The sequence below is a fragment of the Micromonospora sp. NBC_00898 genome (genome assembly GCF_045207895.1).
Taxonomy (GTDB): domain Bacteria; phylum Actinomycetota; class Actinomycetes; order Mycobacteriales; family Micromonosporaceae; genus Micromonospora.
Genome location: NZ_CP108775.1, coordinates 6770122 through 6795342 on the forward strand (window position 1 = coordinate 6770122; position 25221 = coordinate 6795342).

At 73.0% G+C, this 25221-nt stretch carries 26 protein-coding genes; 12 read left to right on the forward strand and 14 right to left on the reverse strand.

What is annotated here, in order from left to right; genetic code table 11:
• The first annotated feature begins 35 nt into the window (after window positions 1-35).
• Complete coding sequence (gene ung, locus OG799_RS32955; RefSeq protein ID WP_406040821.1) at window positions 36-737, forward strand: uracil-DNA glycosylase; 702 nt, start codon at window positions 36-38, stop codon at window positions 735-737.
• Here the strand turns inward: ung and OG799_RS32960 are convergent.
• The gene (locus OG799_RS32960; RefSeq protein WP_406040823.1) at window positions 726-1490 is read right to left on the reverse strand and encodes a helix-turn-helix domain-containing protein; all 765 of its coding nucleotides are present in this window, start codon (window positions 1488-1490) and stop codon (window positions 726-728) included. The two genes, ung and OG799_RS32960, sit on opposite strands and share 12 nt — an antisense overlap.
• Window positions 1491-1762: 272 nt before the next feature.
• Between OG799_RS32960 and tsaB the strand changes: the two genes are divergently transcribed.
• From tsaB to OG799_RS32980, 4 genes are read left to right on the forward strand one after another with little or no spacing between them, the layout of a single operon-like run.
• The gene (gene tsaB, locus OG799_RS32965; protein WP_406040825.1) at window positions 1763-2440 is read left to right on the forward strand and encodes a tRNA (adenosine(37)-N6)-threonylcarbamoyltransferase complex dimerization subunit type 1 TsaB; all 678 of its coding nucleotides are present in this window, start codon (window positions 1763-1765) and stop codon (window positions 2438-2440) included.
• Window positions 2437-2892 (forward strand): ribosomal protein S18-alanine N-acetyltransferase, encoded by a 456-nt coding sequence (gene rimI, locus OG799_RS32970; RefSeq protein WP_406040827.1) that lies wholly within the window; start codon window positions 2437-2439, stop codon window positions 2890-2892. Before tsaB ends, rimI begins: the two co-directional genes overlap by 4 nt.
• Window positions 2893-2894: 2 nt before the next feature.
• Window positions 2895-3941, forward strand: coding sequence for a tRNA (adenosine(37)-N6)-threonylcarbamoyltransferase complex transferase subunit TsaD (gene tsaD, locus OG799_RS32975; protein ID WP_406040829.1), 1047 nt, complete (start codon window positions 2895-2897; stop codon window positions 3939-3941).
• Window positions 3942-3972: 31 nt separating this feature from the next.
• Entirely contained in the window at window positions 3973-4227 is a 255-nt protein-coding gene (locus OG799_RS32980; protein WP_406040831.1) for a hypothetical protein, read from the forward strand.
• 26 nt (window positions 4228-4253) lie between these two features.
• On the opposite strand, the gene OG799_RS32985 is transcribed toward OG799_RS32980, so the two are convergent.
• From OG799_RS32985 to OG799_RS33005, 5 genes are all read right to left on the reverse strand, one after another.
• Window positions 4254-4550, reverse strand: coding sequence for a hypothetical protein (locus OG799_RS32985; protein ID WP_406040833.1), 297 nt, complete (start codon window positions 4548-4550; stop codon window positions 4254-4256).
• An 11-nt stretch (window positions 4551-4561) separates the two neighbouring features.
• Entirely contained in the window at window positions 4562-5611 is a 1050-nt protein-coding gene (locus OG799_RS32990) for a toxin glutamine deamidase domain-containing protein (RefSeq protein WP_406040835.1), read from the reverse strand.
• 3 nt (window positions 5612-5614) lie between these two features.
• Window positions 5615-5941 (reverse strand): hypothetical protein, encoded by a 327-nt coding sequence (locus tag OG799_RS32995; protein ID WP_406040837.1) that lies wholly within the window; start codon window positions 5939-5941, stop codon window positions 5615-5617.
• Window positions 5938-6324, reverse strand: a complete 387-nt coding sequence (locus OG799_RS33000) for a YbaB/EbfC family nucleoid-associated protein (protein ID WP_406040839.1) — start codon at window positions 6322-6324, stop codon at window positions 5938-5940. The genes OG799_RS32995 and OG799_RS33000 overlap by 4 nt, the downstream gene beginning before the upstream one ends.
• A gap of 78 nt (window positions 6325-6402) precedes the next feature.
• On the reverse strand, window positions 6403-7821 hold the full coding sequence (locus OG799_RS33005) for an RNA-guided endonuclease InsQ/TnpB family protein (protein WP_406040841.1): 1419 nt from the start codon (window positions 7819-7821) through the stop codon (window positions 6403-6405).
• 194 nt (window positions 7822-8015) lie between these two features.
• Between OG799_RS33005 and OG799_RS33010 the strand changes: the two genes are divergently transcribed.
• On the forward strand, window positions 8016-9722 hold the full coding sequence (locus OG799_RS33010; protein WP_406040843.1) for an ABC transporter transmembrane domain-containing protein: 1707 nt from the start codon (window positions 8016-8018) through the stop codon (window positions 9720-9722).
• Window positions 9719-11467 (forward strand): ABC transporter ATP-binding protein, encoded by a 1749-nt coding sequence (locus OG799_RS33015; protein WP_406040845.1) that lies wholly within the window; start codon window positions 9719-9721, stop codon window positions 11465-11467. Before OG799_RS33010 ends, OG799_RS33015 begins: the two co-directional genes overlap by 4 nt.
• Window positions 11468-11515: 48 nt before the next feature.
• Here OG799_RS33015 and OG799_RS33020 read toward each other — a convergent pair whose 3' ends face one another.
• From OG799_RS33020 to OG799_RS33040, 5 genes are all read right to left on the reverse strand, one after another.
• Entirely contained in the window at window positions 11516-12256 is a 741-nt protein-coding gene (locus OG799_RS33020) for a DUF4142 domain-containing protein (RefSeq protein WP_406040847.1), read from the reverse strand.
• A 145-nt stretch (window positions 12257-12401) separates the two neighbouring features.
• The gene (locus OG799_RS33025) at window positions 12402-13580 is read right to left on the reverse strand and encodes an ROK family protein (RefSeq protein WP_406040849.1); all 1179 of its coding nucleotides are present in this window, start codon (window positions 13578-13580) and stop codon (window positions 12402-12404) included.
• 8 nt (window positions 13581-13588) lie between these two features.
• A complete protein-coding gene (locus OG799_RS33030; RefSeq protein ID WP_406040851.1) occupies window positions 13589-14851 on the reverse strand; it encodes a sugar ABC transporter permease in 1263 nt (420 codons plus the stop codon).
• Window positions 14848-15654: an ATP-binding cassette domain-containing protein gene (locus OG799_RS33035; protein ID WP_406040853.1), complete on the reverse strand. Its 807-nt coding sequence runs from the start codon at window positions 15652-15654 to the stop codon at window positions 14848-14850. Before OG799_RS33035 ends, OG799_RS33030 begins: the two co-directional genes overlap by 4 nt.
• 122 nt (window positions 15655-15776) lie before the next feature.
• Window positions 15777-16865: a sugar ABC transporter substrate-binding protein gene (locus OG799_RS33040; protein WP_406040855.1), complete on the reverse strand. Its 1089-nt coding sequence runs from the start codon at window positions 16863-16865 to the stop codon at window positions 15777-15779.
• Window positions 16866-16928: 63 nt separating this feature from the next.
• On the opposite strand from OG799_RS33040, the gene OG799_RS33045 reads away from it, so the two are divergent.
• The gene (locus OG799_RS33045) at window positions 16929-17111 is read left to right on the forward strand and encodes a hypothetical protein (RefSeq protein ID WP_406040857.1); all 183 of its coding nucleotides are present in this window, start codon (window positions 16929-16931) and stop codon (window positions 17109-17111) included.
• 141 nt (window positions 17112-17252) lie between these two features.
• Here OG799_RS33045 and ybaK read toward each other — a convergent pair whose 3' ends face one another.
• Entirely contained in the window at window positions 17253-17732 is a 480-nt protein-coding gene (gene ybaK, locus OG799_RS33050) for a Cys-tRNA(Pro) deacylase (RefSeq protein ID WP_406040859.1), read from the reverse strand.
• Window positions 17733-17776: 44 nt separating this feature from the next.
• Window positions 17777-18964 carry a THUMP-like domain-containing protein gene (locus OG799_RS33055; protein ID WP_406040861.1) on the reverse strand — a complete coding sequence of 396 codons (1188 nt, stop codon included), beginning with the start codon at window positions 18962-18964 and terminating at the stop codon, window positions 17777-17779.
• Between the two features lie 331 nt (window positions 18965-19295).
• Here OG799_RS33055 and groES point away from each other — a divergent pair, with 331 nt between their 5' ends.
• The 4 genes from groES (at window position 19296) to OG799_RS33075 (ending at window position 24339) form a co-directional block, all read left to right on the forward strand.
• The gene (groES, locus tag OG799_RS33060; protein WP_109802944.1) at window positions 19296-19610 is read left to right on the forward strand and encodes a co-chaperone GroES; all 315 of its coding nucleotides are present in this window, start codon (window positions 19296-19298) and stop codon (window positions 19608-19610) included.
• Window positions 19611-19680: 70 nt separating this feature from the next.
• Window positions 19681-21321 carry a chaperonin GroEL gene (gene groL / locus OG799_RS33065; protein WP_406040864.1) on the forward strand — a complete coding sequence of 547 codons (1641 nt, stop codon included), beginning with the start codon at window positions 19681-19683 and terminating at the stop codon, window positions 21319-21321.
• Window positions 21322-21444: 123 nt separating this feature from the next.
• Window positions 21445-23079, forward strand: coding sequence for a molybdopterin-dependent oxidoreductase (locus OG799_RS33070; RefSeq protein ID WP_406040866.1), 1635 nt, complete (start codon window positions 21445-21447; stop codon window positions 23077-23079).
• Window positions 23080-23166: 87 nt separating this feature from the next.
• On the forward strand, window positions 23167-24339 hold the full coding sequence (locus OG799_RS33075) for a low temperature requirement protein A (RefSeq protein ID WP_406040868.1): 1173 nt from the start codon (window positions 23167-23169) through the stop codon (window positions 24337-24339).
• A gap of 125 nt (window positions 24340-24464) precedes the next feature.
• On the opposite strand, the gene OG799_RS33080 is transcribed toward OG799_RS33075, so the two are convergent.
• The gene (locus tag OG799_RS33080; protein ID WP_406040870.1) at window positions 24465-25211 is read right to left on the reverse strand and encodes an SDR family NAD(P)-dependent oxidoreductase; all 747 of its coding nucleotides are present in this window, start codon (window positions 25209-25211) and stop codon (window positions 24465-24467) included.
• Window positions 25212-25221: the final 10 nt, after the last annotated feature.

Genomic DNA, 25221 nt, shown 5'->3' on the forward strand with positions numbered 1-25221 from the left:
CTACAGTGCGGGGGACCGACTGCGAAAGGTTGCCGATGCCCGACGACGCCCCCACCCTCGACCTGCTGGCACTGCTGCCGGAGGCCTGGCGTGCCGCGCTCACCCCGCACCTCGACCCGGTCCGCACCGCGGCGCTGGCCGAGTTCGTCGCCCGGGAGTACGCCGCCCAGACCGTTTTCCCCCCGGTCGGGGACCTCTTCTCCGCCTACCGGCTGTGTGGGCCGGCGGCATGCCGGGTGCTGATCCTCGGGCAGGACCCGTACCACAAGGCGGGGCAGGCGCACGGGCTGAGCTTCAGCGTGCGGGAGGGGGTGTCGGTGCCACCGTCGCTGCGCAACGTCTTCAAGGAGTTGGGCGAGGACCTGGGCGTGCCGAAGCCGCGCAGCGGCAACCTGAACGGCTGGGCGGCGCAGGGCGTGCTGCTGCTCAACTCAGTGCTCACGGTCCGGCAGGCCACCCCTGGCTCGCACGCCAACTCCGGGTGGGAGGAGTTCACCGACGCCACCATCCGCGCCCTCGACGCCCTCGACCAGCGGGTGGTCTTCCTGCTCTGGGGCGGGTACGCCCGCAAGAAGGCGGCCCTGGTCACCAACCCGCAGCACGTGGTGCTGGAGGCCGGCCACCCCAGCCCGATGAACCCGCGCGGCTTCCTCGGCAGCCGCCCCTTCAGCGCGGCCAACAAGGCGCTCGCCGACGCCGGCCTGCCCACCATCGAGTGGGAGCGCTCAGCGGACTGACCCGGCGCCCTCCGCCCGGCGGGTGGCCTGCCCGTCGCGGGGCTGGTCGCCCGCAGCGCCGTCGGCCTGCCGCTGCCGGTGGCGGCGCAGCAGGTCGGCGGCGCGCGGATCGGTCAGCTCCACCTGGAGCAGCGGCACGACCCGATAGGAACGGTCGCCGTGCCGGACCTCGATGGACTCGGGCAGCTCGTCGCAGAGCCGCGCCCGGATCTCCCCGTACCGGGTCCGCCAGCGGTGCTCGCCCGGCTCCTCCGGCTCCAGACGGAGGCCGCCGAACTCCTCCCACCGGGCGTTCCAGCGCTGTCCGTAGGCGGCCTCCAACCAGGCGGTGAACCGCGCCGAGTCGCGCCACCGCAGCGCGATCTCCACCGCCTCCACGGGCACCGGCGCGCCCTGGAGCAGCGCGGCGGTGCTTCCGGCCAGCAGGTGGGGCACGTCGCCGAGTCGGTCGAGGAAGCGGTCCAGTCGCAGGTCGTCGATCCGGTCGGCCACCGGGCGGGCGGCCAGCTCCGCCATCCTCGCGTCGAGGTGGCTGTCCAGCGGCTCGACGCCGACGGCGAGCTGGAGGCCGAGCGCGGCGAAGAGGCGCTCCACGAGCGGGATACTGGGGATCCGGTCGCCTCGTTCGACGCGGGCGACCGCGGCCTGGCTCGTTCCGGCCAGCTCGGCCACCGCCTGCTGGGTCAGGAGACGGCTGCCCCGCTCCCGGCGGAGGGCGGCGGCGATCTGGCTGGCGAGGCGACTCTCGGGCATTCACGGATGATGGCTCATTGTGGAGAGCGACATACCTGTGAGTCATATTTATGCCTGACAGGTATGTCCCTCACGGGAGGACCTTGTCCCTGTGCACGACACCGACGGTGCCGCCGTCCGCGGGAGAAACCGGTCAGCCAGGCCGAGCCGGCTGGCGGGGGAGGCGGCGTCCGGAGCATGCCGGGCAGGCCGTCCGGGTACCGGTGGTCTTGCTGCTTCCGGGGACGGGGTGTGACCGGGCCTGACCGGGGCGCCGACTAGGCTGGCACATTGTGCTCGTACTGGTGGTGGACTCCTCGACGCCCGCGGTGACTGCGGCGCTGGTCGAGGTCTCGGCGGACGGCGTCGCGGCCCGCGCGCAGCGGTGCACGGTCGACGCCCGGGCGCACGGTGAGCTGCTCGCCCCGCAGGTCGACGCGGTGCTGGCCGACGCCGACGCCCGCCCCGCCGACCTGGCCGCGATCGTCGCGGGGCTCGGCCCCGGGCCGTTCACCGGGCTGCGGGTCGGCCTGGTCACCGCCGCCACCATGGGCCAGGTGCTCCGCATCCCCACGTACGGCGTCTGCTCGCTGGACGGCATCGGCTACCCGGTGGCGGCCGGCGAGCCGGTCCTGGCCGCCACGGACGCCCGCCGCCGGGAGGTCTACTGGGCCGTCTACGACGGCGCCGGCCAGCGGATCGCCGGTCCGAACGTGGATGCTCCCGCGGTCGCCGCCGAGCGCGCCCGCGACCTGGCTGTCACCGTCGCCGTCGGCGACGGCGCGCACCGGTACGCGGACGTTCTCGGCCTGCCGCTGCGGGCCGAGCCGCGCTACCCGGACGCGACCGCGCTCGCCGGGCAGGCCGCCGAGCGGATCCGCGCCGGTGCCCCCGGCGAACCGCTCACCCCGCTCTACCTGCGCCGCCCGGACGCGGTGGCGGCGACCGGCCACAAGCCGGTCCTACCGTGAGCGCGGTACGGCTGAGCCGCTTCCGTTGGTGGCACATCGACCAGGTGCTGCCGATCGAGGCGGACCTGTTCGGCGCCGAGCAATGGTCCCCGGCGATGTTCTGGAACGAACTGGCCAACGGCCACCACTACCTGGTCGCCACCGACGCCGACGGTGCCGTGCTCGGCTACGCCGGGCTCACCGTGGCGCCGCCCGACGAGGCCTGGGTCCAGAACATCGCGGTCCGGCGGGACGCCCAGCGCCGGGGCATCGGCCGGCTCCTGCTGGAGGCACTGCTCGCCGAGGCGGACCGGTGCGGCGCCCGCAGCACCCTGCTGGAGGTCGCGGCGGACAACGCCCCGGCCCAGCGGCTCTACGCCATGTACGGCTTCGAGCCGATCGGGGTGCGCCGCGGCTACTACCAACCGAGCAACACCGACGCGCTGGTCATGCGGCGCGACGAGGACGGATGAGCATGGCTGACGAACCGCTGATCCTCGGCATCGAGACCTCCTGCGACGAGACCGGGGTGGGCATCGTGCGCGGGCACACCCTGCTCGCCGACGCGCTGGCCTCCAGCGTCGAGGAGCACGCCCGGTTCGGTGGCGTGGTGCCCGAGGTGGCCAGCCGGGCCCACCTGGAGGCGATCGTGCCGACCATGGACCGCGCCCTCGCCGAGGCCGGGGTGACCATCGCCGACATCGACGCGATCGCGGTCACCTCCGGCCCGGGCCTGGCCGGCGCGCTGCTGGTCGGCGTGGCCGCGGCCAAGGGCTACGCCGTCGCCGCCGAGAAGCCGGTGTACGGGGTGAACCACCTCGCCGCGCACGTCGCCGTGGACACCCTGGAACACGGCCCGCTGCCCGAGCCGGCGATCGCCCTGCTGGTCTCCGGCGGGCACTCCTCACTGCTGCGCATCGACGACCTGGCCCGCGGGGTGACCCCGCTCGGCTCGACCATCGACGACGCCGCGGGTGAGGCGTTCGACAAGGTGGCCCGGCTGCTCGGGCTGCCGTTCCCGGGCGGCCCGTGGATCGACCGGGAGGCCCGGGCCGGCGACGCCCGATCCATCGGCTTCCCCCGCGGCCTCACCGCCGCCAAGGACCTCGCCGCCCACCGCTACGACTTCTCCTTCTCCGGGCTGAAGACCGCGGTGGCCCGCTGGGTGGAGGCGCGGCAGCGGGCCGGCGAGCCCGTGCCGGTGGCGGACGTGGCCGCGTCCTTCCAGGAGGCGGTCTGCGACGTGCTGGTCGGCAAGGCGCTGGACGCCTGCCGGACCAGCGGCGTCGGGACGCTGGTGATCGGTGGGGGCGTGGCCGCCAACTCCCGGCTGCGGGCGATGGCCGAGCACCGGGCGGCGAAGCACGGCATCCGGGTCCGGGTGCCCCGGCCGAAGCTCTGCACCGACAACGGCGCGATGGTCGCCGCGCTCGGCTCGCACCTGGTGGCGTCGGGCGTCGCGCCGAGCCGCCTCGACCTGCCCGCCGATTCCGCCATGCCGCTGACCGTGGTCAGTGTCTGACGTGCCGCCCGCCGCTGACGAGAGGGACGACGTGATCGTACGGATGTGGGAGGCGCGCGCCGAGCCGTACGGTTTCGCCGACCTGATCACCTGGGTCTGCGACACCGCCCTGCCCGAGTTCGAGCACGACCCGCTGCACCTGTCCAGCGAGGTCTTCTCCTCCACCGACCACCGGCTGGTGGTGATCTCCAAATGGCGGAGCAGCCCCCGGGACCTGCCGGAGCCGCCGATGCGGCTGGTGGCCCGGCCCCCGCACGCCTGGGACTTCACCCAGGTCGACCGCTGACCCGACGGCCGGCGGTCGACCGCGGGTCAGACCTGGATGGTGGGCGCCGGGTTGGGCCGGTTGCGGATCGAGGGGTCGGTGCCGATCTGGAACGACGGCACGAACTCCAGCCGACCGTCCGCCTTGTGCACCACCGGGACCGAGCCGGCCATCATGTACGACATGTCGCCGTCCACCAGGAACTCCCGGGCGCCGACCTCGAAGACGTAGAACGCGTCGTTCTCGACGATCTTCCGGTCGTCCAGGCAGTAGGTGCCGGCCGGCCAGTCCGGCTCGGTCGCCCGACGGACGATGTCGCGGGCCTGCTCGTAGGTGACAGCCATGACGCGTGATCCTATCCGGGGGGTCGGACGAACTGGGTGAGGCCGCCGGGCATGGGGATGTCGTCCAGCCGGACGAACGAGGTGCTGTGCCCCTGGGCGAAGTAGTCGGCAACGTCCCGGCCGGCGTTCTGGCCGTCGATGAAGCGGACCTTGCCGCCGACGTTCTCCACGTTGAAGACGTGGCCGCCGCCGTTCTTCCACTGGATGGCGACCACGCCGCGCGAGCCCGGGCCGAAGTTGTCGAACGCCTTCTCGATGTCGGCCTGGCCGCCTGAGGTGAACCGGCGCCCCCAGGTGTTCTCGATGTCGGCGAGCGGACGCCCGCCCCACGGGTGGTACGCCTTCGGCAGCGCGGTCGCCTCGACGTCGATGCCCCGCCGGCGCAGCTCGTACGTCTGCACGCAGTGGGTGCAGTTCGCCGAGTAGTCCGGGTGGGGCGGGCTGAACTTCGGGTTGACCCGCTTGAGGTCGTGCGCGATCTGCCGCTCGACCTTGCGGGCGGCCCGCTTGGCGCCCACCTTGCGGGCCAGCTTGAGCAGCCGCTTGGCCTGCTCCAGGATCTGCTTGAGCACCGTCCGGACCTGCTGCACGATCATCTTGATCAGGCGTTGGCAGATCATGCGGGTGGCGGCGATGAAGCCGGGCACGGTGGTGGTGGAGGCGCCGACGGTGGCGATCGCGGCGGCGAGCGCAATGGTCACCTGCACCAGCAGGATGATCAGCTGGACGATGAAGGCGATCTTCATGGCCAGCGTCATCGCCGCGAAGATCATCAGCACCGCGCCGATGAGCTGCGCGGCGATCGCGTCCTCAAGCAGCCGCGGCTGCGGGCCGTCCTCCCGCTGCCACCACGCCTCGAACGCGTCGACGGTGTCCCCGGTGTTGTACCGGCCGACCGCCTCGGCGGCCCCGTTGGCGCGCTCCGCGGCGGCCTGCAACGTCATGCCGAACGACAGCCAGTGCTGCCCGGCGGCGAAGAGCAGTTCCTCGTCGGCCTGCGGCCACTCCATACCGATCCAGCTCAGCGGCTCGGTCAGCTCGGCCGGGAGTTCGAGACCCACGGGTCAGGCTCCCAGCCGGCCGTGCAGCGAGGCGAAGAGCGCGTCGGACTGCTGGTCGGCCTCGACCACCTGCTGCGCCCAGTCGGCCAGCCCCTCGGCGGCGGTGATCAGCAACTGCACGTGCGAGCCGTACGTCTCCAGCGCGTGCGACAGCACCGCGGTGTACGCCGCCCCGAAGACCGTCCCCGGCTCGTCGGCGCCCCACGGGTTCTGCGTGGTCACCGTGGCCTCCAGGGCGCCGAGGCCGGTCTCCAGCTCCACCGCCACCCCGGCGATCTGCTGGGCCGCCCCGGCCAGCACCTCCGGCTCGGTGTGCATCGGCTTCATCATCGCGGCACCGTCCCGCCCAGCCGGTCCAGCCGGTCCGCGATCTGCTGCGCTGTCGCGGTCAGGTCGTCCAGCCGGCGCTGGGCGCCGAAGCCGAGGTCGTTGAGGAGCGGGCCGAGGCCCTGCGGCAGCGTCACCGGCTGCGCGGCGAGCTGCTCCTGCAGGGCGGCCTGCAGCGCGGCGCGGGCGGTGCCGAACGCCTCGCGGATGGCCGTCGCCAGGTCCTCCGACGGCAGCCGCATCACCCGCGGGTCGAGGTCGAGGGCGATCAGGTCCCCGGTGCCGTCCAGCTCGACGTGCACCAGGCCACCCGCCGCGGCACCGGACCCCCGGGCGGCGGTCAACCGGCCCAGCGGGCCGTCCGGTCGGTCGTACTGGTCCGTCACGCGGCCACCTCGTTCCCCGATCGACTGTGGAGGGACCCGGACCCGCCGCGTCCCGCCGGAAGCCTAGTGCGGTGTCCACTAACGTTCACAGGGTGCCCCGTGATCGTTGTGGATCCTCGCCTTGAGGGCGAGCGACTCCCCGCTGGGTGGTGGGGCGGGCCTCCGCGGGCCAACTGATCCTCGCACCGGCCCGGGTGGGCGGCGGGGGTCACGTCGGGACCTGCCGGCACCGGGGAGGTGCCGGCCGGCTCGACGGTGCGTGACCACCTCCGGCAGCACGACGGCTGTCGGGGCGGTGGGTCCGCCGCCCGGGGTGCGGGTGGCGATGCTGGCGGCCGCAACGAGGTCGCGGTGGCCGGAGAATGCGCAGTGCGGGCAGGACAGGGTTCGCCCACGAGGTTTCGGTACTCGCTGGTGGCAGGCGGGACAGGTGGAGGACGTGCCCCGCTCATCGACCAGCCGGACGGTGATGCCGGCGAGCGCGGCCTTGTCGGTGAGGACTTGGAGGAGCCGGCCGATCTGCCACTGCCGTAGCCGCAGGTTGTGCCGCCGCCCGGCAGGAATGTGGAGCACCCCGCGGGGGTCACCGACGTGCAGCACCCCGACCCGCTGCCGCACCGCCCACGAAACGACTGTGCGGGCGGCCTCGTGTTGGGCCTGACGGACCCGCCGCCGGTGCCGGCCCTCCACCAGGCGGGCCCGACGCCGGTACTGCCGCCACCGCCGAGACCCCCGCTCACCCGCCTTCGGGGCCCGCCGCGAGACTGCACGCTTGCGGGCCTTCGTGTCGGCCAGGTGCATCCGGTGCTCGGCGCGGATCGCCCGCCCCGACACCAGCAGCCCCTCCCCGTCGGGGCCGGCCACCGCGTACGGGTGGATGACCCCCAGGTCCACCCCGCCCACCCGGCCGGGGTCCGGTTGTTCACCGGGCTGGTAGACCGCAACCGGAACCTCGGCGGTCACGTCGAGGAACAACCGGCCACCCTCACACAGCAGCGTGATCGAGCGGACCTGCTCCATCGGATACGGCAGATCCCGAGCCAAACGAACCCATAACGGCGCGGTCCCTCTAGTTGTGGGGATGCGTGCACTGCGACTGCCGATGGTGAACGTGCCGTGGTACCAGCGCACGGGCACCAACCCCCGCCGACGACGCGGGAACCGCGCCGACACGTCACCCGCTGCGCGACGTTTTGCCGCACTGAACCACGCATCGGAAAACCGGCGCAACACCGACCGGGCACCCGTGGTGTCGAGCTCCGCGAACGTGCCCGGCCCTGATGCCGTTAACTCCCGGCACAACTGCTGATAACCGACCAGCGGCGCGTCGTGGCGGCGGCGCCGCCACGCGTTGACTTCCAACACACACGCCCACACGTCACCGGCCGAGCGCAGCAGACCGAAGCACCGCCGCCGCTGGCCGGCTGTCACTCGGAGAGCGACACGCGCGGTGCGATGGGCGACCCGCGGCGCGTCAGGATCCCGACGGCGAGGCATGCACCGAAGCCAACACGACCCGTACGACACTTTTCCCAACCCGGCCAACGCTTATGCACACCGCACTAGCGACCGGCGGCGAGCCGGGTTGTCCCGCTGCTCTCGTCGTCGGTGCGACCTGCGTCGCAATCGGCGCTGACCGGCGGGAATTCGGATGCGGGGGGACGTCGCGGCCACCTAGCGTCGGGGTCGTCATGCGCTTCTCACCGGCCGGCGATCCCGGCCTCCCCGACGACCGGTCCGCCACCCGCTACCTGGTGTGGCTGGCCGGTCGGCATCCGTTCCTCTTCGGCACCGGCATCGCGCTCGGCGTCGTCTGGATGGTCGCCCAGGCGCTGATGCCGGCCGCCGTGGGCCGGGCGGTCGACGCCGGTCTCGCCCACCGCGACCCGGACGCCCTGCTGACCTGGGGCGCCGTGCTGCTCGGTCTGGGCGTGCTCCAAGCGGTCGCCGGGATCCTGCGGCACCGCTGCGCGGTGCACAACTGGCTGGCCGCCGCGTACCGGACCGTGCAGGTCACCGTCGACGCCACGAACCGGCTGGGCGCCGCGCTGCCCCGCCGGGCCGCCGCCGGCGAGGTGGTCAGCATCGGTACGGCCGACATCGAGCACATCGGCAGCGCCATCGACATCACCGCGCGGGGCACCGGCGCGGTCGTCGCCATCGCCACCGTGGCGGTGATCCTGCTGGACGCCTCGGTGCCGCTCGGGCTGGTGGTGGTGCTCGGCGTGCCGGTGCTGATGGGCCTGGTCGGGCTGCTGATCCGGCCGCTGCACCGGCAGCAGCAGGCGTACCGGGACTCGGCGGGACGGCTGACCGCACGGGCCGGCGACATCGTCTCCGGGCTGCGGGTGCTGCGCGGCGTGGGCGGCGAGCCGGTGCTCTCCGCGCGCTACCGGGCCCAGTCCCAGGCACTGCGCGCCGACGGCCTGCGGGTGGCCCGGGTCGAGTCGCTGCTGGAGGCGGCGCAGGTGCTGCTTCCCGGCGCGTTCGTGGTGCTGGTGACCTGGCTCGGGGCGCGGTTCGCGCTGCATGGCGAGATCAGCGCCGGCCAGCTCGTCGCCTTCTACGGCTACACCGCCTTCCTGGTCAGCCCGCTGCGCAACCTGACCGAGGCGGCCGACAAGCTGACCCGGGGGCACGTCGCCGCCCGGCGGGTGGTCCGGCTGCTCAGGCTCGCCCCGGAGCTGGTCGACCCGGCCCGCCCGGCGACGCTGCCCGCCGGCCCCGGCGAGCTGGTCGACGAGCGGTCCGGGCTGGTGCTGCGCCCGGGCCGGTTCACCGCGCTGGCCGCCAGCGCCCCAGAGGACGCGGCGGCGATCGCCGACCGCCTCGGCCGGTACGTCGACGGAGACGTCACGCTGCACGGCGTGCCGCTGCGGGACCTGGCGGTGGCGACGGTGCGTGAGCGGATCCTGGTGGCCGACAACGACGCGCATCTCTTCACCGGCCCGCTGCGGTCGGAGCTGGACCCGCACGACGCGGCCGACCGGGCCGCCGTCGAGGCGGCGCTGGTCGCGGCGAGCGCGACGGACATCGTCGAGGCCCTGCCCGACGGGCTGGACGGCCGGGTGGCCGAGCGGGGCCGGGAGTTCTCCGGCGGGCAGCGGCAGCGGCTGCGGCTGGCCCGGGCGCTGGTCGCCGACCCGGAGACGCTGGTGCTGGTGGAGCCGACCAGCGCGGTGGACGCGCACACCGAGGCGCGGATCGCCGACCGGCTGGGTGCGGCCCGGCAGGGCCGGACCACCCTGGTCTGCACCACCAGTCCGCTGGTGCTGGGCCGGGCCGAGCACGTGGTCTTCGTGGAGGACGGCAAGGTGGTGGCCGAGGGCCGGCACGACGAGCTGCTCACCGCCGAGCCGCGGTACGCGGCCACGGTCAGCCGGGAGGAGGAGCGATGAGCAACGCGCTGCCCGTCGCCGACGCCGACCAGGTGCGCCGGTACGCGCGCACGCTGGTCCGTCGGCATCCGCGCGGACTGGCCGTGGCGCTGGGGCTGCACGCGTTCGCCGCGGCGGCCGGCCTGGTGGCGCCCCGGCTGCTCGGCGACCTGGTGGAGGGGATCTCGCGCGGGGTGTCGGCGGTCGCCGTCGACCGGGTCGCGCTGGCCATCGCGGGTTTCGTGGTGGTCCAGTCGGTGCTGGTGCGGTTCGCGCACCTCGCCTCGGCCCGGCTCGGCGAGCGGGTCCTGGCCGAGCTGCGGGAGCACTTCGTCGACCGGGTGCTCGCCCTGCCGCTGTCGACGGTGGAGCGGGCCGGCACCGGTGATCTGCTGACCCGGACCTCGCGGGACGTCTCCGCGCTGTCCCGGACGGTCCGGTTCGCGGTGCCGGAGACGCTGATCGCGGTGGTGACGGTCGCGCTGATCCTCGGCGCGCTGCTGCTGACCGGCCCGCTGCTGGCGCTGCCCTGCCTGCTCGCGGTCCCGGTGCTCTGGGCCGGCACCCGCTGGTACCTGCGCCGGGCGCCGGCGGGTTACCTGCGGGAGAACGCCGCCTACTCGGACATCACCGACGGGATCAGCGAGACCGTCGAGGGGGCGCGGACCACCGAGGCGCTGCGCCAGCAGGCCCGCCGCCGGGCCCGCAGCGACACCGACATCCGCCGGTCGTACGCCGCCGAGCGCTACACCCTCAACCTGCGGACGGTCTTCTTCCCGGTGGCCGAGATCGGGTACGTGGTGCCGGTGGTCGCCACCCTGGTGGTCGGCGGCTGGTTCCACCTGAAGGGCTGGGTCAGCCTGGGCCAGGTCACCGCGGCCACCCTGTACGTGCAGCAGCTCGTCGACCCGATCGACCGGCTGCTGTCCTGGCTGGACGAGCTCCAGGTGGGTGGCGCCTCGATGGCCCGCCTGCTCGGGGTGGCCGCCGACGACCCGTCGGCCCCGGCGACGCCCGCCGCGCCCCGCACGGCGGGCGGGGCGGGGCGGCTCGCCGCCCACGACGTCCGGTACGCCTACCGGGAGGGCCACGACGTGCTGCACGGGGTGACCCTGGTGCCGCGGCCGGGGGAGAAGCTGGCCATGGTCGGGCCGTCGGGGGCGGGAAAGTCCACCCTGGGCCGGCTGCTGGCCGGGGTGCACGCGCCCCGCTCCGGCGCGGTGACGGTCGACGGCCGGCCCCTGGCCGGGCTGCCCCTGGCCGAGCTGCGCAGCCATGTCGCCCTGGTCAGCCAGGAGCACCACGTCTTCATCGGCACCCTGGCGGAGAACGTGGCGATGGTCCGGCCGGCGGCGGGCGACGCCGAGGTCCGGGCCGCGCTGGCGGCCGTGGACGCGCTGGGCTGGGCGGAGGCCCTGCCGGCGGGGCTGGCCACCCAGGTCGGCTCGGGCGGGCATCCGCTCTCCCCGGCGCAGGCGCAGCAGTTGGCGCTGGCCCGGCTGGTCCTCGCCGACCCGCACACCCTGGTGCTGGACGAGGCGACCTCGCTGATCGACCCGCACGCCGCCCGGGAGCTGGAACGCTCCCTGGCCGCAGTGCTGCAGGGGCGGACGGTGATCGCGATCGCGCACCGGCTCTTCTCGGCGCACGACGCGGACCGGGTGGCGGTGGTCGAGGACGGCCGGATCACCGAGCTGGGCTCGCACGACGAGCTGGTCGCGGCGGGCGGCTCGTACGCCGCGCTGTGGCGTTCGTGGCACGGCTGACGGACGCGGAAGCCCCCGCGCCCAGGCGCGGGGGCTGACCGGCGGGCGTCAGTTGCGGCGCAGGATGCGGAACGTGGCGATGCCACCGGTGCCGAGGGCGAGCAGGAAGACCACCCAGACGACGGTGGTGCTGACCTCCCGCCCACCGCCGCTGCCGACGTTCGCGGCGGCCGCGGCGACCAGTGAGTCGCTCTGCGCCGGGGGCAGTGCGGCCGGCGGCAGCTGCTGCCAGCGGACCAGCCCGGTGCTCTCCAGCATCTGCATGTGGTCGGAGACGAACTTGTTGGCCTCGTCGGCGAGCTTGCGGACGGTGGCGTCCCGGGTGCTGGCCCGGACCGCCCCGATCACCGGAAAGATCTTGCCGTGGGCGACCCGGAGCCGGGTGACGAAGATCTGGTCGAAGCGGGCGCCGGTCGCGTTCTGCATCTCGGCCAGCCACCCCTTCTGCTCGGTGGTCGGGTCGGTCGGCAGGACGGCGCCCAGCTTGTTGGCGGCGTCCACCACGAGCTGGTCGAGGACGCCGTGCTGCCGGGAGATCTCCGCCCCGATCTGGCGTACCCGCGGCGACTGGCCCTTCTCGGCGGCCATCTGTCCGGCCGGCATCTCCCAGAGCCCGGCCAGCCGTACGCCGTTGAGCAGGGTCATGTCGGCGGCGTTCAGCTGCGCGCCCGGCGCGGCCACGGCCACGCCGGGGAGGACGCCGAGCCCCGCGACGAGCGTGATGAGCAGCAGCGCCACCCGGTAGGTCCGGTGCGCTGGCCGGCGGCGTGCGGATTCCAGCGGTGCCATTGTTGCGGTGCCTCCTCGGTCCGGGCCGAACGCGGGTCTCGCGGACGGCCGCACCCCGCCGGCCGTCCGTCCGGACACTGGTACGGATCACCGGCCCGATCAGTTCACCGGGTTCCGGCGCACGGTCGGTCCGCGGTCGGTACCGTCAGGCCTCCAACGGATCGGCGAGCAGCCGCTCGAAGGCCAGCTCGGCCGCGCCGACCAGGGCGGCGTCCTGCCCCAGCTGTGGGGTACGCAGCCGGACGTGCTCCAGGCACGCGGACAGTCCCACCGAGTTGAGCCGGCTGCGCACCTGCGCCGCCGCGGCGAGGTAGAGGTCCCGCATCGTCCCCCCGAAGATCACCATCTCCGGGTTGAAGATGTTGACCAGGTTCCCCACGCCGAAGCCCAGCCAGTCGCCGACCTGCCGCACCGCGGCCTGGGCCCGCGCGTCCCCCCGGTCGGCGGCGTCGATGACCGCGATCACCGCCTCCCGGCCGGTGGCCGTCGGGCGACCGGCGGCGTACAGCAGCGCGTACTCGCCGACCTCGGTCTCCCAGCAACCGCGCGACCCGCACTCGCAGGGGGAGCCGTTCCGGTTGACCACCATGTGGCCGACCTCGCCGCCGTAGCCGCCGTGCCCGGTCAACCGGCGGCCGCCGGCGATGATGCCGGCGCCCACGCCGACGTCCCCGTAGAGGTAGATGACGTTGTCGCGCCCCGCGGCGGCGCCGCGGGCGTGTTCGGCGAAGGCGCAGACGTCGGCCACGTTGGCGACCACGACGGGCGTCTCCGCGCCGAGTTCGGCGGCCAGGGTCGCGCCGATCGGCTCGTTGACCCAGCCGGTGTGCGGGCTGAGCCGCACGAGGCCGTCGGCGCGGCGCACCATGCCGCAGACCGCGATGCCGGCCCCCACGCAGATCGTCCCCGGTGGCACCGCCGGTTGCATCTCCTTGAGCGCCCCGGCCAGCAGCGGCGCCGTCTCCGCCGCGACCAGACCACGGGGTCGGCCCAGCTCACGCCGGTCGAGTACGACGCCGCCGAGCCCGACCCGGGCGGCCTGCAACCGGTCCACCTCGATGCTGAACGCCCACGCGTGGACCCGGGCGGACTCGGGCCGGACGACCAGCGACGGACGCCCGGCGCGTCCTCGCTGCTTCGGGGTCGCCTCGCTGACCAGGCCGGCGTTGGCCAGATCGGCGGTCAGCGCGCCGATGGTGCTGCGATTGAGCCCGAGGGCGGAGGTGAGTTCGGCCCGGGACATCGCTCCGTGGACGTGGACGTGGCGCAGCAACGCGCCGAGATTCTGCCGGCGAATCTCCTCCTGGCTCGGACCCGCGCGCATGGCCGGGTTCAGCGGTTCCCGGTCGCGAGGGCCCGGCGCCGGGACAGCGCGTCGACCCCGGCGGCCAGCAGCAGCACCAGCCCGGTGAACAGGTACTTCACCCCGGAGCTGGCGTCCATCAGGCCCATCCCGTTGTCGATGACCGCGACCACCGCCCCGCCGAGCACCGCGTCGATCACCCGGCCCTTGCCGCCGAAGAGGCTGGTGCCGCCGATCACCGCCGCGCCGACCGCGTAGAGCAGCACGTCGCTGCCGCCGGTCCGGGCGTCCACCGAGCTGAACCGGCTGGCCGCCACGATGCCGCCGACCGCCGCCATCGAGGAGCAGACCACGAAGACCGAGATCCGGATCCGGTCGACGCTGATGCCGGCCCGGTGGGCGGCCTCCCGGTTCCCACCCACCGCGTAGATGTGCCGCCCGTACGCGGTGCGGGACAACAGGAAGGTGAGCGCGACGAGCAGCACCCCGACCAGCGGCACGACGACCGGCATGCCGCGGTTGGAGCTGATCAGGCTGTTCAGGCTGCGTTCCATGTTGAGCACGTACACCCCGACGCCGACGACGAGAGCGAGGCTGCCGATCCGGATCAGCACCATCGACATCGGGTCGGTCGTCAGGTCGCGGGCCCGGCGGTTGCGGTAGCGGAGCAACTGGGTGGTGGCGTACCCGCCGACGGCGACGGCGGCCAGCAGCCAGCCCACCAGCGGCGGCAGGTTCCTGTTCTCGATGGCGACGATGGGCGCGGCCTGGACGGAGACGTTGGTGCCGCCCTTGATCAGCATCAGCATGATGCCCTGGAAGGCGAGGAACGCGGCGAGCGTGACCACGAAGGACGGTATGCCGACCTTGGCCACCAGGAAGCCGAGCACCAGCCCGATCGCCGCGCCGGTGGCGAGGGCGGCGAGGGTGGCCACGTACCAGGGGTAGCCCTGGAGGGTCAGCAGGTTGGCCAGCACAGCCGCGCAGACCCCGCTGGCGAAGCCGGCGGACAGGTCGATCTCTCCGACCAGCAGGACGAACACCAGCCCCATCGCGATCAGCACGACGGCCGCTCCCTGGGTGAACAGGTTCGCGAAGTTGCCGGCGGTGAGGAAGTTGGGCCGCAGGACCGAGAAGAACGCGCAGAGCACGACCAGACCGAGGATCGCCGGCAGGGCGCCCATCTCGCCGCCCCGCAGGTGGGCGAGGTAGCCGCGTACGTGGCCGCCGAGGGTGGTCCGGGGGACGAGCGTTCCCGGCTCGCGGTGGGCCACGTCAGCTTGCGTGATCATTTCTCGGCTCCCCTTGTCCCGGTGCTCCGGTAACCGCTGTCGTTCGTGCCGGCCTTCCCGAGCGAGCCGCTGCGCCCCGACGTGATCAGCTCGACCACCTGGGCGTGCGTGACGTCGGTGGTCCGGACCTGAGCGACCATCTGCCCGAGGTAGAGCGTCGCGATCCGGTCGGACACGGCGAAGACGTCGTTCATGTTGTGCGAGATGAGGACGACGGCCAGCCCGTTGTCGGCGAGTCGCCGGACCAGTTCGAGGACCTGGGCGGTCTGGGCCAGGCCGAGGGCCGCCATCGGCTCGTCGAGGATGACCAGCCGGCTGTTCCAGAGCACCGCCTTGGCGATCGCCACCGTCTGGCGTTGCCCCCCGGAGAGGCTGGAGACGTGCTGGCGCAGCGAACTGATCGTCCGGATGGAGAGCCCGGCGAGCGTCTTCGCCGCCAGTTCCTCCATGGCCGGCTCGTCGAGGACGAGGCCGGAGCGCCGTTCCCGGCCGAGGAACATGTTCTGCACGATGTCGAGGTTGTCGCAGAGCGCGAGGTCCTGGTAGACCACGTCGATGCCGAGACCGGCGGCGTCCCGGGGGCCGTTGACGGTCACCGGCCGTCCCTCGAAGAAGAACTCGCCGGCGTCGGTGCCGTAGATGCCGCTGATGCATTTGACCAGCGTCGACTTGCCGGCTCCGTTGTCGCCGACGAGCGCGGTCACCTGCCCGGGATGCACCGAGAAGTCGACATCGTGGAGCACCTGCACGGGGCCGAAGCTCTTGTCGACGCCGCGCAGTTCCAACAGGGGTGTCCCGGACACGGGTGTCTCCTTCGGGTGGGTGTCCGAATGGCGGGTGCCCGCCGGCCGGGCCGTGCGATAGGGGATCCTGCCGTACGGCCCGGGGCGGCGGTTGCGGTGGCCGTCCGCCCGGTCCGCTCGGCTCAGTCGATGCCGGCCTGGGCGCACAGTGCGGCGTACTTCGCGGTGCACACGTCGGCCTTGTCGACGTAGCCGTCCGCGATGACGTCCTGCACGGTCTCCTTGGTGATGGCCTGGGCGCCCAGCAGCACGGCGGGCACGTTCCGGTTTCCCTTGGGGTCGCGGAAGCTCTGCTCGGTCTTCTTCCGTTCGCCCCGGGCCAGCGCGATCGCCAGGTCGGCCGCCGCCTCGGCCTCCGTCCTGACCGGCTTGTACACGGTCATGCACTGGTCGCCGGAGAGGATGTGCTGCAGGGCCTGGGCATCGGCGTCCTGACCGGTGACGGGGACCTTGCCGTTGAGCTTGTTCTTCGCCAGCACGGAGATGACGGCGTTGGCGAGCCCGTCGTTGGCGGCGACGACGGCGTCGATCCGGCCGTTCGTCTGGGTCAGCATCTGCTCGAAGATCGTGCCGCCGGTGGTGTTGTTCCACTCGGGCACGGACTGGTCGGGGCCCTTGCGGTACTGCTTCGAGTCGTACCTCGGTTGGAGGACCGAGTCGTAGCCCTCCTTGAACTGGACCGCGTTGTTGTCGGTCGGCGAGCCGTTCAGCTCGGCGATCACCGGAGTCTTGATGCCCTTGTCGGTGAGGCACTTGACCAGGCCCTCGCCCTGGAGCCGGCCGACGGCCACGTTGTCGAAGCTGACGTAGTACTGCGCAGAGCCGCCCAGGGTGGGCCGGTCGTAGTCGATGGTGGCGACGCCCTTCTGGGTCGCCTTGTCCAGGACCGCCTTCCCGGTTCCCGAGTCGAGATTGGTGATCATCAGCGCGGTCACCCCATTCGTGATCATCTGTTCCGCGATGGTCACGAACCGCGCCTTGTCGTTCTGGGCGTTCTGGATGTCGTAGTCCACCCCGGCCGCCTTGAACGCGGCCTCCAGGTATCTGCGGTCCGCGGTCTCCCAGCGGTTCGACGAGGCGCTGTCGGGCAGGATGACGCCGATCTTCGGCTTGGGGCGGCCCGCGGCGCCGCTGGAGTCGTTGCCGCAGGCGGTGAGGCTGCCTGCGGTCAGCAGGCCGACCGCGGCGACGGTGAGGATCCCTCTGCGCATTCTGCACGGTTCCTTTCAAGGGGGACGGAACTCGAGGGGAACGTGGGTGGTGGGGGTGCGCCGGTGAGCCGCGGTGCGCCTGCCAGCTATTTGTTGTTCCGGGCAACCTATTGTTCGCTGCTCGGGGCGCACAAGACCGTAAAGGTCAGCGGTTTGTTGTCGCCAGTAACAATTCGGCAACGCGATCGACATCCGGTGCGCCCGCCGATCTCGGTGGGTGCCGCGGTGATCGTGGAATTGGCGTGAGACGCGAATGGCGCCGGTAGGGACATCGACGGCTGAGGATCAGTTCGGGACCATCTGTGCCACCGCCGCGGCTTACGCCTGCGCCGGCGTCGGCAAGCTCGACGCCCGAGAAAACCTCCCGGGAGGCGGTCGCTCCCGCGGTCAGCGGACGGCGAGCGGGGCGGTCACCGCGGCGGTCAGGGCGATCAGGTCGGTGGGGCTCAATTGGAGCTGGAGCCCGCGGCGCCCCGCGGAGACGTACACGGTCGGGTGGTCCAGCGCCGAGGCGTCGACCACGGTCGGGAGGCGCTTGCGCTGGCCGAGCGGACTGATGCCGCCGCGGACGTATCCGGTGGCCCGCTCCGCCACCGCGCGGTCCGCCATCGCCGCCCGCTTGCCGCCGACCGCGGCGGCCAGGGCCTTGAGGTCCAGCTCCCCGGTGACCGGCACCACCGCCACGGTGAGCCCGCCGTCCACCTCGGTGACCAGGGACTTGAACACCCGTTCCGGGGGCACCCCGAGCGCCGCCGCCACCAGGGCGCCGTAGTTCGACGCGTCGGGGGAGACGTCGTACGGGTGGGTGCTGTGGCTGACCTTCCGCTTCGCGAGCAGCGCGGTCGCCGGAGTGCCCTGTCCCGCCATGCCGACAAGCTAACCCGGACCCGGACCGGCGGGCGAGCCGAAATTCAGGCGGCCACCGGCTGCCCGACGAGCACGGTGGGCGCGCCGGCCACCCGGGTCAGCACCAGACTCGCCGCCGCGTCGCCGGAGAGCCGCAGATCCCGGCGCAGCTTCTCCGGCTCCAGCGCCGAGCCGCGCTTGAGGATCTCGACCCGGCCGACCCGGCGGTCCCGGAGCAGGGCCCGCAGCCGCTTGAGCGAGAACGGCAGCACGTCGGTCAGCTCCAGGCAGCGCGCGTACGGGGTGCGGGCCGGGGTGTCGGCGTACAGGTAGGCGATGCTCGGGTCGGCCAGGGTCGCGTCCAGCTCTTCGGCCAGCTCGGCGACCAGGTGCGCGCGGACCACCGCCGGGTCCGGGTCGTACAGGAACCGGCGGGCCGGCCCGACCGGGGCCTCCATCGCCCCGGAGCCGGTCAGCACGTGCGGGGTGTCGCCGCGCAGCACGGTGGCCCGGCGGGGGACCTCGGCGAGCCGGCCGCACCAGAGCGCGGCCTCCACCAGGTCGCCGTCCACGCTGACCCATTCCGCCTCGGCGCCGGCCGGGATCAGCGCGTGGTCGAGCCCCGGGGCCACCTTGACCACGGTGTGCGGCACCCGCTCGGCGAGCGCGGTGACGAAGTCCCACGGTGGCGAGTAGGAGTTCGGGTCGAAGATCCGCCGTCCGGTGCCGGCCTTGCGCCGGGCCGGGTCGCAGAAGACCCCGTCCACCCGGTCGACGTCGAAGGCGGTCGCGTCGCCGCACTCCACCGTGAACGACCCGGCCAGCCCCGCCGCCTCGGCGTTGGCGGCGGCCATCGCGGCGGTCAGCGGGTCGGCCTCCACGCCGTACACCCGGATCCCGGCGCGGGCGGCGGCGAGCGCGTCCGCGCCGAGGCCGCAGCCCAGGTCGGCCAGGGTGTGCACCCCGGCGGCGCGCAGCCGCCCGGCCCGTCGGTCGGCGACCACCCGGCGGGTGGCCTGCTCCAGCCCGGCCCGGGTGAGGAACATCCCCGCGGCGGCCGGCCCGAACTTGGCGGCGGCGCGGCGGCGCAGCTCGGCCTGGGTGAGCGCGGCGGCGGCCAACCCGGCCGGCACCCCGGCCGAGCGGAGCGCGGCGGCCGCGGCCAGCGGGTCGCCGCCGGCCACCTCGGTGGCCGCGGCGAGCGCGGCCGACCCCTCGGCGGTACGCAGCGCGGCCAGCTGGTCGAGATCCACCCGGCCATTCTCCCGGGTGCATCCGGGTGGGGTGCGGCAGGCCGGGGTGTCCGGCCGCCCGGAGGCCGCGAGGTGCCGCAGGCGGAGTCGATCATGCTCGTCGGGGCGACGCGCCGGGCGGCGGATTGGCACTCTCCTTGACGGAGTGCTAGCCGAGGAATAACCTGCGATTAGCACTCTCCCATCGAGGGTGCCAGCTTCCGGGCCTCGGCCCGGGCGCTGAACGCCAGGCGGACCGGCACCCGCGACGACGGCCCCGCCCGGTGGCATGTGGCAGATTGACGCCGTTCGGCCAGCCGTTCGGCAACGAAACCAAGTACCCCAGGAGGGTATGCCCGTGACTACCGCGACCAAGGTTGCGATCAAGCCGCTCGAGGACCGGATCCTGGTCCAGGCGAACGAGGCTGAGACCACCACGGCGTCGGGCATCGTGATCCCCGACACCGCCAAGGAGAAGCCGCAGGAGGGCACCGTCCTCGCTGTCGGCCCGGGCCGCATCGACGACAAGGGCAACCGGATCCCGGTTGACGTGAAGGTCGGCGACACCGTCATCTACTCGAAGTACGGCGGCACCGAGGTCAAGTACGCCGGCGAGGAGTACCTGGTGCTCTCCGCCCGCGACGTCCTCGCGGTCATCGAGAAGTAAGCAACCGATCAGTGTCGTTGCCCCGGTCCGGCTCGCCGGGCCGGGGCAACGTCGCTTCGAAGGGACATTCATGGCGAAGATCCTGAGCTTCTCGGACGACGCCCGGCACCTGCTCGAGCACGGTGTCAACGCCCTCGCGGACACGGTCAAGGTCACCCTCGGCCCGCGCGGGCGCAACGTCGTCCTGGACAAGAAATTCGGTGCGCCGACGATCACCAACGATGGCGTGACCATCGCCAAGGAGATCGAGCTCACCAACCCGTACGAGAACCTCGGCGCGCAGCTGGTCAAGGAGGTGGCGACCAAGACCAACGACGTCGCCGGCGACGGGACCACCACCGCGACCGTGCTGGCCCAGGCGATGGTCCGCGAGGGCCTGCGCAACGTGACCGCCGGCGCCAACCCGGCCGGCCTCAAGCGGGGCATCGACGCGGCGGCCGCCAAGGTCTCCGAGGCGCTGCTCGGCCGGGCCGTCGAGGTGGCCGACAAGGAGTCCATCGCGCACGTCGCGACGATCTCCGCGCAGGACGCCACCATCGGCGAGCTGATCGCCGAGGCGATGGAGCGGGTCGGCCGCGACGGTGTCATCACCGTTGAGGAGGGCTCCGCGCTCATCACCGAGCTGGAGGTGACCGAGGGGCTCCAGTTCGACAAGGGCTTCATCTCCCCGAACTTCGTCACCGACGTGGAGGGGCAGGAGTCGGTCCTGGAGGACCCGTACATCCTGATCACCACGCAGAAGATCTCGGCGATCGAGGAGCTGCTGCCGCTGCTGGAGAAGGTCCTCCAGAACAACCGGCCGCTGCTGATCATCGCCGAGGACGTCGAGGGCCAGGCCCTGTCCACGCTGGTGGTCAACGCGATCCGCAAGACCCTCAAGGTCTGCGCGGTGAAGGCCCCCGGCTTCGGCGACCGCCGCAAGGCGATGCTCCAGGACATGGCGATCCTGACCGGCGCCGAGCTGGTCGCCCCGGAGCTGGGCTACAAGCTCGACCAGGTCGGCCTGGAGGTGCTCGGCACCGCCCGGCGCGTCGTGGTCGACAAGGAGAACACCACCGTCGTCGACGGTGGCGGGCAGTCCTCCGAGGTTGCCGACCGGGTCGCGCAGATCCGCAAGGAGATCGAGGCTTCGGACTCCGAGTGGGACCGGGAGAAGCTGGCCGAGCGGCTGGCGAAGCTCTCCGGCGGTATCGCGGTCATCAAGGTGGGCGCGGCGACCGAGGTCGAGATGAAGGAGCGCAAGCACCGCATCGAGGACGCCATCGCCGCGACCAAGGCCGCGGTCGAGGAGGGTACGGTCCCGGGTGGCGGCGCCGCCCTGGCCCAGATCCTGCCGGTGCTCGACGACGACCTCGGCTTCACCGGGGACGAGAAGACCGGCGTCTCGATCGTGCGTAAGGCGCTGGTCGAGCCGCTGCGCTGGATCGCCCAGAACGCCGGTCACGACGGCTACGTGGTGGTGCAGAAGGTCGCCGGCAAGGAGTGGGGCAACGGCCTCGACGCCGCCGCCGGCCAGTACGTCGACCTGGTCAAGTCCGGCATCATCGACCCGGTGAAGGTGACCCGCAACGCGGTCACCAACGCCGCCTCGATCGCCGGCCTGCTGCTCACCACCGAGAGCCTGGTGGTGGAGAAGCCGGAGAAGGCCGAGCCGGCCGCCGCCGGTGGGCACGGCCACGGTCACGGCCACCAGCACGGCCCGGGCTTCTGACCCGACGCAGTACGAACGACGTCAGGGCACACCGTCACGCCGACGGTGTGCCCTGACCCGCATCTGGTTACGGATCGCTGACGTCGCTACCGGTCCGGCCCGGTGATCGACAAGACTGGTCCGATGACCACCACGTCCCGCGGGTACGCCGCGCTGGCCGGGATCACCGCCGCCGCCGTGGCGATCGGCGCCGCCGAGCCGGTGGCCGTCCTCACCGGCGCCCGTTCCGCACCGCTGATCGCGGTCGGCGGGTTGATCGTCGACGTGGTGCCCGAGACCCTGAAACAGTTCGCCATCTCGCTCTTCGGCACGCACGACAAGATCGCCCTGCTGGTCGGGACGGCCCTGCTGCTCGCGGCGTTCGCCGCGCTGCTCGGTGTGCTGGCCGCCCGCCGGCTCTGGATCGGCCTGGCCGGCATCGCCGCCTTCGCCGCCCTCGGGGTGGCCGCCGCGCTGACCCGGCCCGGCGCGAACGGCTTCGACGCGCTTCCCTCGCTGGTCGGCGCTGCGCTCGGCGCGCTGGCCCTCTGGCTGCTCCTGGCCGGACCGCTGCAACCGGAGCTCTGGTCGTGGTCGCCGCCAAAGGCTGAGCCGGCGTCCACCGAGGCCGGGCCGGTGACGCCGGCCGCCGGGCCGCGCGTGCCGGATGGACACCCGCAGGTGCGACCCGTCGCCGGGGCAGAGGTCGATCCGGAGGGGCGGCGACGCTTCCTGACCGGCGTCGGCGCGATGATGGGGGTGGCCGCCGTGGCCGGGATCGGCGGGCACTGGCTGGCCGGAAGGCGGGGCGTGTCGGCGGCCCGGCAGGGCGTCGCGTTGCCGACCCCGTCGGCCGCCGCCCCGGCGGTGCCGGCCGGCGCCGACCTCTCGCTGGCCCAGCTCGCCCCGTACGTGACCCCGAACTCCGGCTTCTACCGGATCGACACCGCCCTCGTCGTGCCGCAGGTCGACCCGGCGACCTGGCGGCTGCGCATCCACGGCCGGGTCCGCAACCCGATCGAGCTGAGCTTCGCCGACCTGCTCGCCCGGCCGATGGTGGAGCGCTACGTCACCCTGGCCTGCGTCTCCAACGACGTGGGCGGGGAGCTGATCGGCAACGCGCGCTGGCTGGGCGTACCGATCAAGGAGCTGCTCGACGAGGCCGAGACGGAGGAGGGCGCCGACCAGGTGGTCGGCCGCTCCGTCGACGGCTGGACCTGCGGCACCCCGACGGCCGTGCTGCGGGACGGGCGGGACGCGCTGCTCGCGGTCGGCATGAACGGGGAGCCGCTGCCGGTCGAGCACGGCTTCCCGGTCCGGATGGTGGTGCCGGGCCTCTACGGGTACGTCTCGGCCTGCAAGTGGGTGACCGAGCTGGAGCTGACCAGCTTCGCCGACTTCGACGCGTACTGGGTGCCGCGCGGGTGGTCGGCGCAGGGGCCGATCAAGACGGAGTCGCGGATCGACACGCCCCGGCCGCGCAACCGGCTCACCACCGGTCCCGTCATGGTGGCCGGGGTGGCCTGGGCCCAGCACCGGGGCATCCGCAAGGTCGAGGTACGCGTCGACGGCGGCCCGTGGCGGGAGGCGACGCTCGCCCCGACGGTCTCGGTGGACACCTGGGTGCAGTGGTCCTGGCGCTGGGACGCCACCCCGGGCGAGCACACCCTCCAGGTGCGGGCCACGGACGCCGACGGCGTCACCCAGACGGCGCAGCGGCGGCCGGTCGAGCCGGACGGCGCCACCGGCTGGCACACCGTCAAGGTCACCGTCCGCTGATCGGAACGGCGGAGGGCCTGGTGACCGCCGGCGGCGGTCATGCCGATCAATCGCATTTGGGGGGCCGGCCGCCGCTAACCTGATGCCGTGGTGGCACGGCGGGGCCGCAGGCGCTCACTGATCCATGGCTACGGTGCGGCGCGGCGGGCCAGCTGGCTGGAGCTCTTCTTCGACCTGGTGTTCGTCGTCGCGGTGTTCCGGCTCGGCCAGCTGCTGCTGGACGATCCGTCGGCGCGCGGCGTGCTGGTGTTCGCCGGTTTGCTGAGCACGGTCTGGTGGTTGTGGTTCAGCTTCTCCTATTTCGCCGATCTCTTCGACGACGATCGCCCACCGAGCCGGATCGTGCAGCTGACCGCGATGCTGGGAGTGCTGGCACTGTCAGCCTCCCTTCCCCACGGGTCGGACGGCGACGCGGACCGCTTCGCGGTGGTGTACGGGCTGCTGCTGGCGTTGCTCACCGCGATGTACGGGATCGTCGGACGGATCGACGTCGAGGCACGGGAATTCTGCTGGTGGAACGCCGCCGGCTTCCTGCTGGGCGCCGTGCTCTGGTTCGGCTCGCTCCTGGTGTCCGTACCGGCCCGGTACTGGGTCTGGGGCATCGCGCTCGTCGTCAACGCCGCGATCGCCGGACCACTGGCCTACGCCGTGGTGCGCCGGGCGCCAACGCAGAAGTCCCACATGCCCGAGCGGTTCGGTCTGTTCGCCATCGTCGTGCTCGGGGACGCGGTCCTGGCGGTCGCGAACGGAATCGGCGCCACGGGCTGGAGACCGGCGGCGGTGGCGATCGGGGTCGGCGGGTTCGTCATTGCCAGCGGAGTCTGGTGGGTGTATTTCCTCGCCACGTACGACAGCGAGGCGGGCAACCGGGTGCTCCGCGCCGGGCGGGAGGCGGTGGTCCGGAGCTACTTCTACGCCTACGGCCACCTGCTGGTCTACGCGGCGATCGTGACCGCGGGTGTCGCCGTCGAGTTGGCGGCGAAGGAGGCGGCGCATCAGGGGCCCGGGCACGACGTGGCCGGGCGGCTGCTGGGGGGGGGCAGCCAGCTCGCGATGATGGCCGGTTGCGTCATCATCTACCGCGGGATCAGCCTGTCGGTCAGCCGCCCGGTTGCGCTGACCCAGTCGGGGTTGGCACTCGTCGCGCTGGTGGTCGCGTTGGCGGGACTGCCGCCGCTGGTGGCGGTGTGGCTCAGCGCGATCGCCTGGGTGGTGCTGGCGGTCGTCGAGCAGCGTTCCGCGTCGGGTCGGCATCGCTGACTGTTGTACTGCAGGGTGGCGCGCGACTGCCGGACGCCCACACGGGTCAGGCCCGTCCGGCCGGGCCGCGGCCCGCTCCACGGTGGCGCACCGTGGAGCGGGCCGCGCGGCGGTGTGCAGCGGACTCAGACGGCGATGCGCCCACCGTCGACCGGCAGGATCGCGCCGTGCACGAAGCTTGACCGGTCGGTGGCCAGGAAGGTGATCGCCTCGGCGATCTCCTCGGCCGTCCCGGGACGCCCGGCCGGGATCGCGGCCGCCAACTCGTCGAGGCCCTCGCCCATCCCGGCGGTGCCCTCCGTCCGGGTGGGGCCGGGGCTGACGGCGTTCACCCGGACCCCGTGCGGCCCGTACTCGGCCGCCCAGGACTTGGTGAGCAACACCAGCGCGGCCTTGCTCGCCCCGTACAGGGCCATCCCTGCCAGGCCGAACTCGGCGACCATCGTGCTCACGTTGATGATCGCGCCCTGGCCGCGCTTCGCCATCTCCGGCGCCAGTTCGGCGACCAGAAAGTACGGCGCCTTCACGTTCAGCGCGAACACCGAGTCGAAGGTCTGCTCGCTCGTCCGGTCAGTGGGGCCGAACGGGTAGATCCCGGCGTTGTTGACCAGGATGTCCACCTGACCGACCAGCTCCCTGGCCCGAGCGGCGAGCTCCCGGGCGGACGCCTCGTCACGCAGCTCGGTGGCCACGAAGTCCGCCCGGCCACCGCCCGCGCGGATGTCCCGGACCACCTGGTTTCCCCGGACCTCGTCGCGACCGGAGATCACCACGTGCGCACCGAGGTTGGCGAGCGCGACGGCGGTCGCCCGGCCGATGCCGCTGTTACCGCCGGTCACCAGCGCTGACCTGCCCTGTAGTGCTGTCATCATTTCTCCACCC